The organism is Anabaena sp. FACHB-595 (assembly GCF_048568275.1).
In the GTDB taxonomy this organism is placed as follows: domain Bacteria; phylum Cyanobacteriota; class Cyanobacteriia; order Cyanobacteriales; family Nostocaceae; genus Trichormus.
In genome coordinates, this window is record NZ_CP183473.1 from 6,079,484 (window position 1) to 6,097,802 (window position 18,319).

The 18,319-nt window shown below is 41.9% G+C and carries 7 protein-coding genes; all 7 read right to left on the reverse strand.

Translation table 11 applies throughout. The features are described from left to right. Positions 1 to 12: 12 nt before the first annotated feature. Complete coding sequence (locus tag ACN222_RS25485; RefSeq protein WP_010999230.1) at positions 13 to 2,499, reverse strand: beta strand repeat-containing protein; 2,487 nt, start codon at positions 2,497 to 2,499, stop codon at positions 13 to 15. 63 nt (positions 2,500 to 2,562) lie between these two features. Continuing rightward, positions 2,563 to 5,040 (reverse strand): filamentous hemagglutinin N-terminal domain-containing protein, encoded by a 2,478-nt coding sequence (locus tag ACN222_RS25490; protein ID WP_044522489.1) that lies wholly within the window; start codon positions 5,038 to 5,040, stop codon positions 2,563 to 2,565. Positions 5,041 to 5,120: 80 nt separating this feature from the next. Next, positions 5,121 to 7,568, reverse strand: a complete 2,448-nt coding sequence (locus ACN222_RS25495; RefSeq protein ID WP_190449718.1) for a beta strand repeat-containing protein — start codon at positions 7,566 to 7,568, stop codon at positions 5,121 to 5,123. A 52-nt stretch (positions 7,569 to 7,620) separates the two neighbouring features. Then, the gene (locus ACN222_RS25500) at positions 7,621 to 10,278 is read right to left on the reverse strand and encodes a filamentous hemagglutinin N-terminal domain-containing protein (RefSeq protein ID WP_010999233.1); all 2,658 of its coding nucleotides are present in this window, start codon (positions 10,276 to 10,278) and stop codon (positions 7,621 to 7,623) included. A 91-nt stretch (positions 10,279 to 10,369) separates the two neighbouring features. Next, on the reverse strand, positions 10,370 to 12,829 hold the full coding sequence (locus ACN222_RS25505; RefSeq protein WP_044522492.1) for a filamentous hemagglutinin N-terminal domain-containing protein: 2,460 nt from the start codon (positions 12,827 to 12,829) through the stop codon (positions 10,370 to 10,372). A gap of 74 nt (positions 12,830 to 12,903) precedes the next feature. Beyond that, a complete protein-coding gene (locus tag ACN222_RS25510; RefSeq protein ID WP_010999236.1) occupies positions 12,904 to 15,291 on the reverse strand; it encodes a filamentous hemagglutinin N-terminal domain-containing protein in 2,388 nt (795 codons plus the stop codon). A 91-nt stretch (positions 15,292 to 15,382) separates the two neighbouring features. Further along, positions 15,383 to 18,268, reverse strand: coding sequence for a filamentous hemagglutinin N-terminal domain-containing protein (locus tag ACN222_RS25515; protein ID WP_049942513.1), 2,886 nt, complete (start codon positions 18,266 to 18,268; stop codon positions 15,383 to 15,385). Positions 18,269 to 18,319: the final 51 nt, after the last annotated feature.

Genomic DNA, 18,319 nt, shown 5'->3' on the forward strand with positions numbered 1-18,319 from the left:
CATGACAAAGCACTAAAGTTCACTTTTGGCAAGAGATGCACAGGTGAATGACGGTTGCACACCTGTAGGAGATTTAGCGGCAAAAAGCTCAATTTTTCCTTGGGCGTTACGATGCCAAGATGTAGCGTGGACAAAAACTTTTGGAGATTCAAGTATTTGGGCTTGTAAAGCTGGCGTTTTGTGGAATGCAGAGATATCGCGGATGTCAGACCAAGGGCGATCGCTCCTCACTTCCTGCATAGGATTTTGTGGGACACCACCCCGTCCTGTAGCGACAAAACTACTATTATTAGTATTAGAACAGCCTGTAGCAATTTGTTGGGATGAGTCTGAGAGATTTGTTGGTAAATCTATTAAACCAGAATTAGGATCAATGCCAACATTATTAATTTGGACTGTACCACTAACACTGAATTGGGAACTTGCGGTAATATCATTGCTCAAAACCTCTCTTGGATTGAGAAGATTACGGTACTCCAAACCGATAATTCCCTGAGTTGTGATTTGAATATTGCCCCCCTTTCCTTGTACGGCGTTGGCAATAATGTCACTATTTTCTAGACCAATCACAATGGGAGAGTTAATATTAATGTTGCCACCATTGCCATTACTACCTGCTTCGGCATTGATCAAGCTACCACGACGCATCAATAATACATCCCGCAGTTGCAGATTGATATTGCCCCCCTCTCCAGCTTTTTTAGATGCTAGGATACTTGCATTATTGTCAAGTTTGAGGACGTTGGCATTAATTTGCAGAGTACCAGCCGTACCCAAACCAGAATTTTCTACAAAAACCGTTGCCCCATTGGTAACATTCAAAACAGGAGTGTTTATGGTGGTGTTACCTGCATTAGCACGGGAAATTTGGGCAAATGTACCAAAAGGACGCACAGCCGTACCGATATAGCTGGGATTGTTTGCATCCTTTACGCCATTTACATCAATCGATTCGGAAGCATTAATATTGAGTACACCAGCATTACCTAAAATTATGCTAGAAGCAGACACTCTCCCGCCAGCTTGCACTGACAATTTACGAGTATCAATCGCCAAATTTCCCGCATTACCAGACCCAAATGTGGCAGTAGAGATGAGACTAAAATAAAAACCAGTGGGAGTTCCAGTGTTATTTACTTCAATAGTATCCGCCTTCACCGTCACATCACCCCCACTACCCACACCATAGGGTCTGGCTGCTATATTTCCCCCAGCTAAAACAGACAGCTTTTGAGTAGAGACAGAAATATTGCCGCCTTTCCCGCCTGCATAGGAAGCAGCTAATATTTGACTAACTGCTCGAAAGGCTGAAGGATCACCAACTGCAAAACCATTAACCCGCGTTTCATCGGTGTTGACGATAATATTGCCCCCTGATGCTGTGCTGAAAGTCCGGTTATAAATATAACCACCCTGATCAATATTCAATCGTGGAGTGTTAATGATAATATTCCCCGCCGCACCCAAGGCTGTACTTTCATTCACTAAACTGCTAGAACTTTGAAAATCAGGCGACTTGCCAGTAATTTCTAAAAACTCTGAAGCATCAACAGCAATATCACCAGCTGTCTTTTGACTGCGATTTTGTACTAATATCATCGAGCCATCGCGGATACTGACTCGTTTTCCCTGGATATGGATGGCTCCTCCACTTTCCCCATTTAAATCCCGTGTCGATGCTAAGGCTCGTTGGGTGATTTGAATATTGCCAAAACTGGGAACTTGAGAATACTGGAAGGCAAATCCTTGCGGAGTAGAATTGAGAATCACATTGCCATTAGTCACACCACCCAATTCTATTAGTCCTCCTGGTGCAGAGAGCAGTCCGCCATCTAAGGCAATATCTTTGCCTAATAACGCTAGTGTTTTCCCTGGTTGTAGTTGTAATCCTCTGGAATTGAGATTTAGTCCAGAAACTTGCACTGAGTCACTTAATTGGGCATTATGTCCTGTACCTTGAACTGTAATCCCTCCTTGATTACTACCAAATTGCAACCCAACAGGTACATTCATGGTTAACAAGGGGGATGTGTTGGTGTCTGTGCTACTAAATTTACTCCCATCCGCAAATGTAATAGTCTCAGCAGTTGTCCCGACAAATGATCCACCAATATTTAAACTGGCATGAGAACCAAAAATTATTCCTGTGGGGTTAAGTAAAAATAGATTGGCGCTGCCATTAGTTTGAATCAAACCATCAATATTGGAAACATTACCACCAGTCACACGACTAAAAATATTTTGAATACTTGTAGGATTGTCAAATAATACAGAATCACTTGTAGGGATAGAGAACTGACTAAAACTATGAAATAAATTATTGCCGACACGAGTACCGTTGGTAATGTTGTAAATATTACTTCCATTCACGGAAGTAGTGGCAGTAACAGAAGTATTGAGGGTATTATCTTGAGTTACTTGGGCATGAACACTATTGTTACAAACAGCAGATAAACAGATTACACTAAGCACGCCAAACCCAACAAAAGTTAATTTCATCAATCAAGTTCTTGTTTTTATTACGTATCTATTGTTCCCAATTGAGTAAATTTGTAACGTTAATTAATTTTCGGCTACAGCAGCACAGGTTAAGGCTGTTTGCATCTGCGAAGGGGATTTAGCTGCAACCAACTCTATTTTGCCTTGGGCATTACGTCGCCAGAAAGTAGCTTGTAAAAGGAATTTTGGGGATTTCGGTGTTTGGGCCTGTACTGGTTGTGTTGTATGGTATGCAGAGAGATCGCGGATATCAGACCAAGTGCGATCGCTCCTCAATTCCTGAGAAGGATTTTGTGGTATCCCACCCCGTCCTGTAGCGACAAAACTACTACCTTGGTTGACATCACAACCACTAGCAATTTGTTGAGATGAATCACTGAGATTTGCTGGTAGTTCAATTAAACCAGAATTGGGGTCAACACCAACATTATTAATTTCCACATTGCCGTTGAGATTGAATTGAGAACTGGCGGTAATATCATTGGTGAGGTCATCTTTGGGGGTGAGGGTGTTACGAAATTCTAGACCAATAATGCCTTGGGTAGTGATGTCGATATTGCCACCATTTCCTTGCACTGCATTGGCAATGATATCGCTATTTTCTAGACCAATCACATTGGGTGAGTTAATGTTAATGTTGCCACCATTGCCATTACTACCTGCTTCGGCATTGATAAAGCTACCTTGACGCATCAATAATACATCCCGCAGTTGTAGATTGATGTTACCGCCTTCCCCTGCTTTTGTAGATGCCGAAAGACTACCACCATTGTCAAGATGTAAGGTGTTTGCGTTAATTCTTAAAGTGCCGGCATCACCTAGAATCTGGTTTTGGGTAAAAACTTGTCCCTGGTTGCGAACGGTTAATTGAGGCGTATTGATGGTGATATTACCGGCTTTGGCAGTAGAGTTGCTATTATTACTGATACCAGAAGTTGTAAACACAGTTAATGGACGGGCGATCGCTCCAATATAGCTAGGATTTTGTGGGTCTTTGATTCCATTTACATCAATTGATTCAGTGGCATTAATCGTCAGGTTGCCAGCGTTGCCAAAGTTTACAGTCGAAACTGAAACTAAACCGCCATCTTGAATCGACAGTTTGCGCGTATTAAGCTGAAGATTGCCAGCATTCCCAGAGCCAAAAGTATTAGCTGATAACAGACTAATTAAATAAGACCCTGGGAGGGTATTTAAGCTTGATATATCAACAGTGTCAGCACTGATTTTAACGTTGCCACCATTACCTGTAAGAAAGCTTCTCGTACCGACATTACCACCACCAAAAATTGACAGGCGATCGCTAGAAAGCAATAAATCTCCACTTTGACCTTTACCATAAGTTGCAGCCATCAGCACACCAAATATCGGATTAGCACTAGGATTCCCCGGTTGAATCCCACCCACTAAAACTTCATTGGCTTTAACTACGACATTACCACTGGGTGCTGAACTATAGGTACGGTTAATCATGATCGCACCTCGATCAATGGTGAGTTTTGGGGTGATAATAGCAATATTTCCTGCTGCTCCTGCTTGCAGAGTTTCATTGACGATACCACTGGAACTTTGAAAGTTTGAGGACATACCTATCACTTGCAACGACTCTGTGGCATTGATTGTAATATCACCCGCAGTCTGGCTACCGAGATTTTGTACTACCACCAAAGAACCGTCTTGAAGACTGATTTGTTTTCCCTGAACTTGTATTGCGCCTGGAATGATGCCACGCACAGATGCTATAGCACGTCGGCTCATTTGAATATCACCAAAGCTATAGTTGTCACGAGGATAGCTCAGGGTGAATGCTGAAGAATCGACATTGATATTGACATCGCCTTGATTGACGCTTCCCAGTTCAATGCGTCCTCCTGGTGCGGACAGAAAGCTCCCATTGAGGACAAGATTACCACCAACCAAAGCTAGTGTTTTTCCAGATGATAGCTGTAACCCATCGGTACTGGTTAATCCCGAAATCGGAGATATACCATTTAATATGTGATTGTTTCCTGTTCCCTCAACAGAAATAGTTCCTGGATTGCCGCCAAACTGTAATCCGATTGGGACACTCATAGTCAATAAAGGAGTTGTATTGGTTTTAACTCCGCTAAATTCTGTCCCATCAGCAAACTTAATACTATTGGCTGTTGTACCAATAAACGAACCACCAATATTCAAACTGGCATCTTTACCAAATATGATTCCACTAGGGTTGAGTAAAAATAAATTTGCAGTACCGTTAGCTTGAATTAAACCATCAATGTTGGAAACACTACCACCAGTCACACGGCTAAAAATATTTTGGATATCTGGGGCATTGTCGAAGAGTGCAGAACCTTTACTGGGAATAGAAAATTGACTGAAACTGTGAAACAGATTGTTCCCGACGCGATTCCCATTGATAATGGTGAAATCATTACCACTTTGAGAGACTTCAGTGTTGAGAGTGCTGTCAGGAATGACTTGGGCATTAACACTGCTGCAAGTTGAACATATTAAGATTCCGCCAATTAAACCAAAGCAACCAGAAGTTACTTTCATTACCCCAACTCCATTAAAATTGTAGCCTTAGGATGCCCTGAATATTTTTTTACTAACGCTTCAAGTGAACTGCTTAAAACTTAACTTTGAGACACCGCAGCACAGGTTAATAGTTGTTGCACCTGAGCAGAAGATTTATCTGCAACTATCTCAATTTTGCCGTCAGTATTGCGATGCCAAGATGTAGCTTGCACAAGAGTTTGTGGAGGTGTTGGTATTTGGTCCTTGACTTCGTTGATTTTCCTATATGCAGAGATATCGCGGATGTCTGACCAAGTGCGATCGCTCCTCACTTCCAGAGTAGGATTTTGCGGCACACCACCCCGTCCTGTAGCTACAAAACTACTATTATTAGCATTAGAACAGCCTGTAGCAATTTGTTGGGATGGATCGGTGACATTGGCGGGTAGTTCTACTAAACCTGAATTGGGATCAACACCAACATTATTAACTTGTACTGTGCCATTCACCCCAAACTGTGAACTGGCAGTAATATCGTTTTCTGGTGTCAGTTGGGGGCGAAACTTCAGGCCAAAAATACCTTGAGTTGTAATTTGAATGTTACCACCGCGACCTGTGACTGCATTAGCCATAATATCACTGTTGTTAAATCCGACAATAACTGGCGAATTAATCATAATATTGCCACCATCTCCTGAACCTAAAGCTGTTCCTATAATCAAACTCTGATCTCGAAGAATGAGCGCGTTTGTGTGGATATTCATATCACCACCTTGTCCTGAAGCTGTAAAACTCGCTAAAAACCCCTTATTTAACTCCACCATTTCAGTATTGATGTTCAGTGCGCCTGCATTCCCAATTCCATAGTTACCAGTATTAATTCTGGCTTCGTCACTAATTTTGAGGATAGGAGTATTGACAGTTACCTGTCCGGAAGAGCCTCTGGGAATTTCGCTCACATTTGATAATTGGGTATAATAATTAGCCGTCAAAGAGCCAACAGTTGAAGAAATATTACTACCATAGGGAACACTTGGTGATCGACCACTTATATTAATGGATTCCGTCGCATTGACAGTCAAATCACCGGCATTACCTACTCCAAGACTGGCAGTAGTTACACTACCGCTTTCCTTGATTGTGAGTGTGCGAGTATTTAGTCTCAGTTTTCCAGCATTACCACCACGTCCAATAGTAGTGTTAGAAATAATACTAGGAATACTGATGGGCGTTGCTCCAATGACATTTACATGAGCGGCATCAATTGTAACTGTACCACTCGTACCAAGTCCAAAAGTTGTGGAGCCGAGATAACCACCATCCAACACAGATAAATTCTGTGTTGCGACTATCACATCACCAGCTTTCCCTGTAGAGAATGTGAGTGTTCCAATTGCTGCATAGACTGAAGGGTCGGTAGAAATGTAACCATTGACATTCAAATTAGAGGTTGTGATGTTGATATAACCACTATCGGCAGATTTATAATTACGGTTAGCAACTACCGCACCGTTGTTAACACTTAAATTTGGTGTGACAACGCTAATATTACCACTCCTACCACTGCTGACGGCCTCGTTGATTATGCTGGTACGGATTTTCAAGTCAGTAGTCGCACCAGATAATTTCAGAGTATCAGAGGCGAACACATAAATATCTCCACCCTTTTGAATTCCTCGGTTCTGCACCCATAATACAGAGCCATCTGTGAGGCTAACTGTGCGACCTTGTACTTGAATAGAACCTGCATTGATACCATTGACATTCACAAGCGATCGCTCTGTAAAATCAATATCACCAAATGTAGAAGTTTTTTGATAATCCAGGTTAAATCCTTGACTGACTCTATTGAGTGTAACTTCACCTTCAGTTACACCACCGAGTTCAACTCGTCCCTGGGGAGCAAACAAAATCCCACCATTCAGGTCAATAGAAGAACCCACAAGTGCTAATGTACGTCCCGATTTCACGGCCAAATTAGTCTCTAATACTGTAGGAACATAGGGTGTGATCAGTGGATTTTGAGAGGTCAGATGATGTCCAGTTCCTTGTAAGGCAATCTTTCCTGAGTTTTGACCAAGCTGTAAGCCTATTGGTACACTCATAGTTAACAATGGCGACTGACTGAGCTTCGTTGCACTAAATTCTGTTCCATCAGCAAATTTAATAGTATTGGCAGTTGTGGCGACAAAAGAACCACCAATACTCAAACTGGTATTTTTGCCAAAAATAATCCCAGCAGGGTTGATTAAAAACAAGTTGGCATTACCCTTAGCACTAATTTCACCATCAATGTGAGAAATATTGCCACCAGTCACCCGACTAAAAATGTTTTGAATATCAGTAGCATTGTCAAATGATACAGAACTACCTGGGGGAATAGAGAACTGACTAAAGCTATGAAATAAATTGTTGCCGACCTGAATGCCGTTTGTAATGCTGTAATTACTATCCACAACAGTGCCAAGGGTGTTATCAGAAGTTACTTGTGCATAAACACCATTGTTATTAACAGCAGATAAACAAATTGCACTCAGTATAACAAAGCCAACAAAAGCGAATTTCATTAGTCTAGTTCTTGTTTCTATTACGTATATATTATTCCCAGCTTAGTAAACTTTACAACATTAATTTATTTTGAGGTACAGATGCACAGGTTAAGGCTGTTTGTACCTGAGTCGGAGATTGATTGGCAGTTAATTCAATTTTGCCGTTAGCATTACGTCGCCAGGAATTAGCTTGCAGCAGTAATTCTGGAGATTTTGGTGTTTGTGCTTGTACTTGTACTAATTCTGTTTTGTGGAATGCAGAGATATCGCGGATGTCTGACCAAGTGCGATCGCTCCTCATTTCCTGCATAGGATTTTGTGGCACACCACCCTTGCCTGTGGCAACAAAGCTACTACCAGTATTATTAGAACAACCACTAGCGATTTGTTGAGATGGGTCGGTGAGATTTTCTGATAATTCTACTAACCCAGAATTTGGATCGACACCAATATTATTTATTTGCACAGTGCCATTGACATTGAATTGGGAACTAGCAGTAATGTCATTTGTCAAAACTTCTCTAGGATTGAGAAGATTGCGATACTGCAACCCAATGATTCCCTGAGTTGCAATATGAATATTACCGCCCCTTCCTTGGACGGCATTGGCAATAACATCACTGTTTTCTAAACCGACAATATTTGGGGCTGTAATTTTAATATTACCGCCATTACCAACTGCCTCTGCACTGATGAAACTGCCATTACGCATCAGTAAGACATCGCGCACTTGCAGATCAATATTACCTCCTTCGCCTGCATTGGCTTCAGAACGAAGTTTGCTAGCTAGATCCAACTTCAAATAATTAGCCTGAATGAGCATATTGCCGGCATTTCCTGTGCCTTTGCCGCTAACTACAATTTCGGTGCGATCGCTAAGACTCAAATCTTTTGTCGTTACATATACGGAACCCGCAACACCAGGGCCTGTAGAGGAGGCATACAACCCACTTGGGCCAGTAGCATCCAGAGAGTAAAGCAGTTGCCCACTTGGTACTTGACTCACACCTGCAATATTGATGGAATTGGCTTGAATAGCAATATTTCCGGCTTTACCATAGGTTTCAGTTGAGGTGGAAATTCGCCCTCCGTCCAGTAAGTTGAGCTTACCAACATTAAAAGTAATGTCGCCACCTTGTCCCTGACCCAGACTAATCAGTTTGTCAGTAGAGAAATCGTAGTTACCATTTGTTGATGCGAAAAATCGTGTGGCAACTCCAGTTGACGAACTGCCACCCAAAATTACTTCGTCAGCATTAACAATAATGTTACCTGATGTACCTTCACCATAAGTACCAGTCCGAATACCAGGGCCGTTTAAGACCTCTAGTTTACCGACATTGAGAATTATATCTCCACCCCTACCTGTGGCAAATTCACGGATACTGGTACTCATCCCCGTCAAAAATGCAGGTTCACCTGTTGCAGTTTCACCTGTCACACTTAAGTTCTTGGCTGTGACAATAATATTGCCACCATCACCAGTTCCTCTAGCAGTAGCGCGTAATTCACCACCGTCCCGAATATTGACTTGGGTGGCATCAATCGTGACATTACCACCTCGACCTTGGGAACCATTCATCGTATTAGATGCTAGTGTACTGACGCTAAATCGCTGCTTTGTCGGCGCATGGATGGCTTCCCCAATCACATTAACAGTTGTAGCTTTAACTGTAATATTGCCGGAATCTCCAATTCCATTGGTACGGGTGTTAATTTGTGCGCCATTTAAAACACTAAGAAGAGGTGTTTCAATTGTTATATCACCACCCCGTCCCCTAGCTGTTGGTTGAGAGTGAGTAGCAATTGCAGTGTTAGAAAGGGATGAGCGACCAATAAGTTCAAGGGATTCAGAGGCTTTGACTAGAATACCTTGTCCTGAACTTGTGCCTAAAGTGTGGGAAGTGATAGTTGAAGAACCAGACAAAGTTATTTTTTGCCCATGGAGAGCGATCGCCCCACCTTGGTTTCCACTGGTATCAACCTTGGCTACATTGCTAAAGTTAATATCTTGGAACTGAGCCACAGTATTGAAATCTAAGCTGAATCCAGTAGTGTTTGCAGACAGTCCCACAATATTATTTGCTGCAACGCTCCCTAATTCAACTCTGCCATCGGTAGCAGTAATTGTACTCTGGTCAAAAGTTAAGTTATTTCCTACTAGTGCAAATGTGTTTCTCGCGGGAATTGCTAATTTTGACCCATAAACGTTAATTGAACTGGGACTGCTGCCCATTTGCAAACCAATCGGCACGCTCAAGGTGAGTAAAGCTGAATCCAGTGGACTTGTAGCACTAAACTTAAATCCATCAGCAAATTTAATACTTTCAGCAGTAGTAGCAACAAACGAACCACCAATTTTCAAACTTGCATTTTTGCCAAAAATAATCCCACTGGGATTGAGCAAAAATAAATTAGCACTACCATTGGCTCTAATTAGACCATCAATGTTGGAGACAGTGCCACCTGTTACTCTACTAAAAATATTCTGTATATCTGCGGCATTGTTGAAAAATGCCGAACCGTTGATAGGAAACGAGAATTGGCTGAAGCTATGAAATAAATTATTACCTACCCGGCTACCATTGGTGATGGTGAAATGATTACTACCAGTCACAGTGGTGTTGAGAGTGGGATCAGGAATAACTTGAGCGTGAACACTACTGTTATCAATAGCAGATATGAAGATTGTGCCAATTAAGGCTAAACCAGTAAAATTTAGTTGCATCAACTTATCTCTAATTTTCTAGCCTGTGTATAGTTTTCCCAAGCAAAATGCTACAAGTTGAGGAAGTTTGTAATGTTATGGTGAGTTCTTTTTAGCCTTTATGAAAAGCAGTACAAGTTAATGATGACTGTAAATTCACGGAAGATTTATCGGCAATTAATTCTATTTTGCCTTGGGTGTTACGATGCCAAGAAGTTGCTTGGATAGGAATTTGTGGTTGTATAGGTGTTTGTGCTTGTATTTGTGGTGTGTTTTGGAATGCAGATATATCACGAGTATCAGACCAAGTGCGATCGCTCCTCACTTCCTGTGTAGGATTTTGCGGCACACCACCCCTACCAGTGGCGACAAAACTACTACTATTAGTATTAGAACAACCAGTAGCTATTTGCTGTGATGGATCAGTCACATTCTCCGGTAATTCTACTAAACCGGAATTAGGATCAACACCGACATTATTAATTTGAACTGTACCACTTACCCCAAATTGAGAACTGGCAGTAATATCACTTTCGGAAGTTTCGCCATCACGAAATTCTAAGCCCAATAAACCTTGAGTGGTAATTTGAATTTTGCCTCCATTTCCTGCAACGGCATTGGCAATAATATCACTGTTTTCTAGTCCGACAATTAAGGGAGAAATAACAGTAATGTTGCCCCCATTACCATTATTTCCAGCTCTAGCACTGATGAGACTGTTGTGGCGCATCAGGAGAATATCTCCTACAATCAGTCCTAGAGAACCGCCTTGCCCGGATGCAGCAGCAGTTCTAATTTGACCTTGTTGCTCTAACAAGAGCGAGTCGGTTTGAATTTGTAAATATCCACCATTGCCACTACCTATATTTTCCGCCGCGATATAGCCCTCATTACTAACTTTAATAGTGGGAGAGATAATAGTTAAATTTCCGCCATTGCCACTAGGAAATGCTGACAAACCTCTATTTTGTAAATACCTGGGTCGAAATCTTTGCCCTGATGCAGTAATACGACTATGATCCCGCAACACGGAATTAGAACCATCAACTTCCACAGATTCACTAGCATAAATAGTTAAATCACCCGCATTACCAGTATCAGAAGTGCTAGCAGAAATTACGCCAGATGCTCTCAGTATTAATTGTCTGGTATTAATAGTTATTACACCGCCATCTCCCCCGAAAAAGGTCGATGTAGCAATAGCGGATGCTCCACCTGATCCTGGATTTTCACCAAATAGAGAAATTATATCTGCGGTCATGTGAATATTACCGCCACTACCTCCTCCTTCAACCAGTGATGTAATCGTTCCCCCTTCTTTCACAATTAAATCTCTAGTGGCGATCGAAATATTTCCACCCTTTCCTCCTCCTGGGAAAGATGGGCTATTAATGCCACTAGCACGAAAATTAATAGGAGAAAAACCTATAATTTGGATTGATTCTGCGGCAGTGACAGTAATATCGCCGCCTTTCCCCCCATTTGTATAGGTTGTGGATAAAATTCCGCCCCCATCCTGCACAATCAACTGCCTAGCTGAAACATCTATATTCGCCCCATATCCACTACCCAGATTTTCAGACAAAATGAAACTTGGATTTTTTTGCGGCAATGCACCACTCATTGCTAATAAATCTGCGTTAATTTTGATGCTACCTGGGCGTTGCTGTCCTTGATGTTGAATAAATACACTAGAACTATTTTGAATGTGAATATCTTTTCCTTGAAGATGAATCGAACCTCCAGGATTACCACTTGTATCGATGAGAGCAGCGCGAGTGAGATAGATATCTGATAAAATTTGACCAGAATGATAGTCAAATTTCCAAATAGGAGTATTAGTATTGAGATGAACTGTTCCTGCTGTCATGCTTCCCAGTTCAATATGTCCGCTTTCAGCAATTAACACCCCTGCATCCAATTGAATACCATTACCCAAGAGGGCTAATGTTTTCCCTGGAAACAGGCGCAAACCACCAAGTTGTGGATCACGAGTCACTGGGGCTAAAAAATTGGTGGGGTGGAGAAGATTGTGTCCTTGTCCTTGGACTTGAATGCTACCTGAATTTTGTCCCATCTGTAAGCCAATGGGTACGCTCATCGTGAGCAAAGAAGGTGTGGTTGTATCAGTTGTACTAAAGATAAAGCCATCGCTAAAGTTAATACTATCGGCTGTCGTTCCTAGAAAAGACCCACCAATATTTAACCTGGCATTAGAGCCAAAAATAATTCCATTGGGATTGAGTAAAAATAAATTGGCACTACCATTAGCTTGAATTAAACCATCAATATGAGAAATACTACTGCCCGTCACACGACTAAAAATATTTTGGATATCTAAAGCATTGTCGAAGAAAGCAGAGCCATTGGTGGAAATTGAGAATTGCTGTAAACTGTGAAACAGATTATTCCCAACACGGTTGCCATTAGTGATAGTGAAATGATTAGCACTTTGAGAAACATCGGTGTTGAGAGTTCCATCGGGAATAACTTGAGCGTTAACACAACTGCTGCCAATAACGCTTATGAACATTCCGCCGATTACACCAAAGACCGTAAAAGTTACTTTCATCAAGCTATTTCCATTTTCTACCCTGTAAGTAGTATTCCCAAAAGATGATTTTGCTAACCTTGTCGGATGTGTAACTAACTTTTGGAAATTGCTGCACAGGTTAAAGATAGTTGTGCCTGAGTAGAAGATTGCTCTGCAACTAATTCAATTTTGCCTTGGGTATTACGATGCCAGGAAGTAGCTTGGATGAGAATTTGTGGCTGTGTGGGTGTTTGTGATTGTATTTGTGGTCTGTTCTGGAATGCAGATATATCACGAATGTCAGACCAAGTGCGATCGCTCCTCATTTCTTGTGTGGGATTTTGTGGTATTCCACCCCTGCCTGTGGCGACAAAACTACTACCAGTAGTATTAGAACAACCACTAGCAATTTGTTGTGATTGATCGGTGATATTGGCCGGCAATTGGATTAAACCGGATTTGGGATCAACACCAATATTATTTACTTCAACTGTACCGTTCACACCAAATTGAGAACTAGCAGTAATATCATTTTCGGAAGTGAGTTGAGGACTATATTGTAAGCCGATAATTCCCTGAGTTGTGATTTGAATATTGCCCCCTTTTCCGTGGACAGCATTGGCAATGATATCACTGTTTTCTAAACCTACAATGATAGGCGAATTAATAGTGATATTACCACCATCACCAATTGCATTTGATGTAGCGTTAATGGCACTATTATGACGCATCAATAGGGTTTGGGTATTAACATCAATGTTGCCCCCTTCTCCCATTTGTGTGACAGCAGTAATAGCACCTTGAGTATTCAACACTAGAGAATTGACATTTATTTTTACCATTCCAGCATTACCTCGACCATCATTTCTAACATTAATTAATCCACTATTAGCAACCTTCAATTGCTGAGTGGTAATTTGTACATCTCCACTATTTCCAGTCAAAACTCTTGATGTACCGGCTTGTTGAACTGTTGATGAACCTATAAAACTGGGAATTAAGAATGATTGTCTGGGCTTGCCAGCAACTTCTATTGATTCTGTGGCATGGAGAGTGACATTTCCGGCTTTCCCACTGGCGTAGGAAGAAGCTTCCACTCTCGCCCCACTTTGAACTGATAATCTAGCTGTATTCACAATCAAATTGCCAGAATTACCAGCAGCAAGAGTTGAAGAACTTAGGGAACTGGGTGCAAAACTTGTGGAGACGGTTTCAACTCCGGCTAATTCAATAGATTCTGTGGCCTTGACTGTCACATTTCCTGCCGCACCTGTTCCAATTGTAGAGGTCGTGACTACAGAACCATCAAGAATTTCTAAGCGATTCGCAACTACGCTCACATCTCCACCCTTTCCAGAAAGAAAAGTCAGTCCAGAAATACCACTACGATTAGTTGATATCTTTCCTACTCCTGCTACTTGAATATTGCCAGAGGCATTAACAGTAATATTGCCTCCGCCTACGGAATTACTAATGTTACTGGTCAGAATAATACCACCATTATTGGCCATCAGGTCTCGTGTGGATATTTCAATATTGCCTACCATCCCAGTACCGATCGCTCCTGCTCGTACTGCACTAGTAGTAGTACCACTGGGATTATCACCAGTGACCGTTAGTAGTTTTGTAGCATGGACTGAAATTTTGCCCGGAGTTTGGACATTTGTCATGTTTTGAATCGATACACGAGAACCCCCACTCAAAGAGACATTAGCCCCCCATAAATGAATTTCACCATTGCCACCTGTTGACAGTAAAGTTTGGTTAGATAGGTCAATATTCCCAAAACTTTGAACATCTTGATAACCTAAACTCCAACCTAAATTATTGGGAGTAAGGCTAACAGTCCCCTCCCCAACTGCACCGAATTCAATTCGTCCTTGAGAAGTGGAAAGATTACGACTGTCTACAAATATATCTCCTCCTATAAGTGCTAAAGTTTTTCCTGTGGGTACTTGAAGTTGAGTTCCAGATGCTTGAACTTGAATGGCACTAGGATTCTGCCCAAACTGCAAACCGAGAGGTATATTGATGGTTAACAAAGGAGATATTGTAGGATTGGTGGCACTAAACTCAACTCCATCAAGAAACTGAATGCTGTTAGCTGTTGTACCGACAAACGATCCACCAATATTTAACCTGGCATTAGCTCCGAAAATAATCCCATTTGGGTTGATTAAAAATACATTGGCACTTCCCTTGGCATTGATAGAACCATTAATGGTAGAAACATGACCACCAGTCACTCGACTAAAAATATTTTGGACATCTGAAGCGTTGTCAAACAAGGCAGAGCCATTGTTAGGAATAGAAAATTGGCTAAAGCTATGAAATAAATTATTACCAACACGAGTACCGTTGGTGATGCTGTAATGATTACTACCGCTCACAGAAGTATTGAGGGTGTTGTCGGGTGTTACTTGTGCGTGAACACTAATGTTGCCAATAACTAAGATGTAGATTGCACTAAGTAAGCTTAGGTTAGCAAAAGTTATTTTCATCAGCCAAACTTGTAATTATTTACCTTGTATCTAGTATTCCCAAGGTAAATTTTGCTATTGGGGTAGCTGTGTAATTTTACGATGAGTTTTTTCAGCTTTTATTAACAGCAGCACAAGTTAATGATGGTTGTAAATTCACAGAAGATTTATCGGCAATTAATTCTATTTTGCCTTGGGTGTTACGATGCCAAGAAGTTGCTTGGATAGGAATTTGTGGTTGTATAGGTGTTTGTGCTTGTATTTGTGGTGTGTTTTGGAATGCAGATATATCACGAGTATCAGACCAAGTGCGATCGCTCCTTACTTCCTGCATAGGATTTTGCGGTATCCCACCCCGTCCGGTAGCTATAAAACTACTACCCTGATTGCTATCACAAGCATTAGCAATTTGTTGTGATGGATCGCTAACATTTGTGGGTAGTTCTACTACACCCGAATTGGGGTCAATCCCCACATTATTAATTTGCACTGTGCCGTTGACACTAAATTGGGAACTAGCTGTAATGTCGTTGGTGATGTCTTCTCTGGGGGTGAGGGTGTTGCGGAATTCTAAACCAATGATGCCTTGAGTGGTGATATTAATGTTGCCGCCGCGACCTTGGAAAGCATTGGCGACGATATCGCTATTTTCTAATCCCAGCACAAACAAAGCATGATTGATGTTGATATTGCCACCATTACCATTGCCCTCTGCTTCGGTGCTGATTTGGCTCATATCCCGCAGGTATAGCAATCCTGATGAGTTGAGATCGATATTGATATTGCCACCATCGCCCACACTTGATACCGCACTCAAACTACTATTTTGAGCTAGGTTAATACTTTGTGCGGCTGTGATTTGCAGATTTCCGGCTTGTGCTTGGTCTTGCCCACTGACCGAAATTAATCCACCATCCCGGACAAATAACCGATTAGTCGTCAACGATATATTACCAGCAATGCCTGCTCCGGGTGTCAAGGGATTGCTTGCCGCAGAGGATATTTGGCTAGTTGGCATCGTTTCGCTATGTACTGCTCGACCACCAACTTCAATGGTATGGGCATTAATACTGATATCACCACCAATGCGATCGCCTGTCACAGAAGATTTAATTGCGCCACTGTTGAGAACTCGCAGTGTATCCGTTGTAATATTAATGCGGGAAATATCCCCCGGATCACCATTGGGTAAGGGTTCTCCCCGGCTACTGGCATCAATCCCACTGATTCTCCATCCTCCCCTGTCATCGAGTGCTGCCCCTATCACCTCTACAGATTCTGTAGCTTTAATGTTGATGCTACCACTAGAGCTTTTTGTCTCACTACTGACTAGCAACGAACCACCATCCAGCAATCTTAGTCGCTGTGTTTCAATTTGGATATCTCCTGCCTGAAAGCCTGGAGCAGCAGCAAATATTGCCGTGGACGAGGAGATACGAGATTGCCGAGACAGTCCGTTAGTCCCCACAATTTCTAGGTCTGGGGTGCGTATGGTAATATTACTGGCGTTGCCATTACCAAAACTATCTGCCCGAATAGTTCCACTGTCAGAAAGCCGGACGGAGCGACTGGCATTGATCTCAATATTGCCCCCCCATCCAGATGTCTCCCGTTCGAGTGTGGATGAAATCCAACTATTGATCTGTGAGGAGCTAGAGCCACTGATTTCCACATCCCCTGCATTCACAACCACGTCTCCTGCCTGGGCTTTTCCACCTACTGGAGTGCTGGTTACATCTGTAATGACACGGGCGTTATTCAAAAGGCGGACACGATCAGCTGTAATTCTGATATCCCCTACACGACCAACACCTCCTTGACCCTGGGTTGTGATCCTGGCAGATCCATTACCAGTTCTTGAGGTAGCATTGCCAAGTAGCAAAAAATCCTGAGATGTGATGGTAATATTGCTACCCTTGTCTAGTCCTAATGTACCAAAGGTTTCATTTCCTCTTAAGTTGGTTGCGATGTTGGAATTGCCTGTGATTTGCATAACAGGAGCAGCCAGTGTGATGTTTCCACCCCGCCCTTGAGCATCTGCGGTCAATCGCACTCGTATTTCACTATTTATAATGTTTAAGGCATCAGAGGCACGCACCACAACCCCTTCCCCATCGGCTGTTTTGCCTGTGCTGTTGGCCATTAATTGAGAATTCCCCGTTATATTGACTTGTTGCCCATGAATCTGAATATTGCCTCCCCTAGAGCCATTCACATCTACAGTAAATCCATTTCGTAGTTGCACTGTTTGGAAGGTGGGAATGCCGCTAAAATCAAAGTTAAATCGGGCGTTACTGAAGCTAAAGGGAACAAAATTCTCAGATGCAACACTGCCAAGTATCACCTGCCCATCTCTTGCTAGAAGTCTTGCATTGCCCGTACCATTGAGGTCAATGTCGCCTCCCAATAATACCAAACTTTGCCCCGTATCCACTTGTAATGGTCTGGCTTGTACCGTAATGGAACTGGCACTAGACCCCATCTGTAAACCAATGGGTACACTCATCGTTAATAATGGTGGACTAATGGGATTGATGGCACTAAACTCTGTGCCATCGGTAAACTTGATACTATTTGCCGTCGTCCCCACAAACGAACCACCAATATCCAACTTGGCATTTTGCCCAAACATAATCCCGTTGGGATTCATTAAAAACAAACTCACTTGATGATTACCACCAAGAGTTTGAATCAAGCCATCAATCTGAGAAATATTCCCACCTGTTACCCGACTAAATATAGTTGTAATATTTGGTGTATTAGTAACATCAAAAGTGGCTGAACCACCAGTTGGCACAGAAAAATTACTAAAACTATGGAATAAATTATTACCTTTTTCAATACCATCAAGAATATGGAAATTATTGCCACTGGGGTTAACAATGGTGTTAGTCGTACCATCAGATGTCACCTGAGCATGAGCAGTATGACACCAAATCAGCATGAAACCTAATGACAATTGATTGAGTAAAACTAAACCAACAGAACTTACTTTCATCACTTATGTCTGTGATACTTAATGATTTATGCTTATGATTCCCTTCAGATA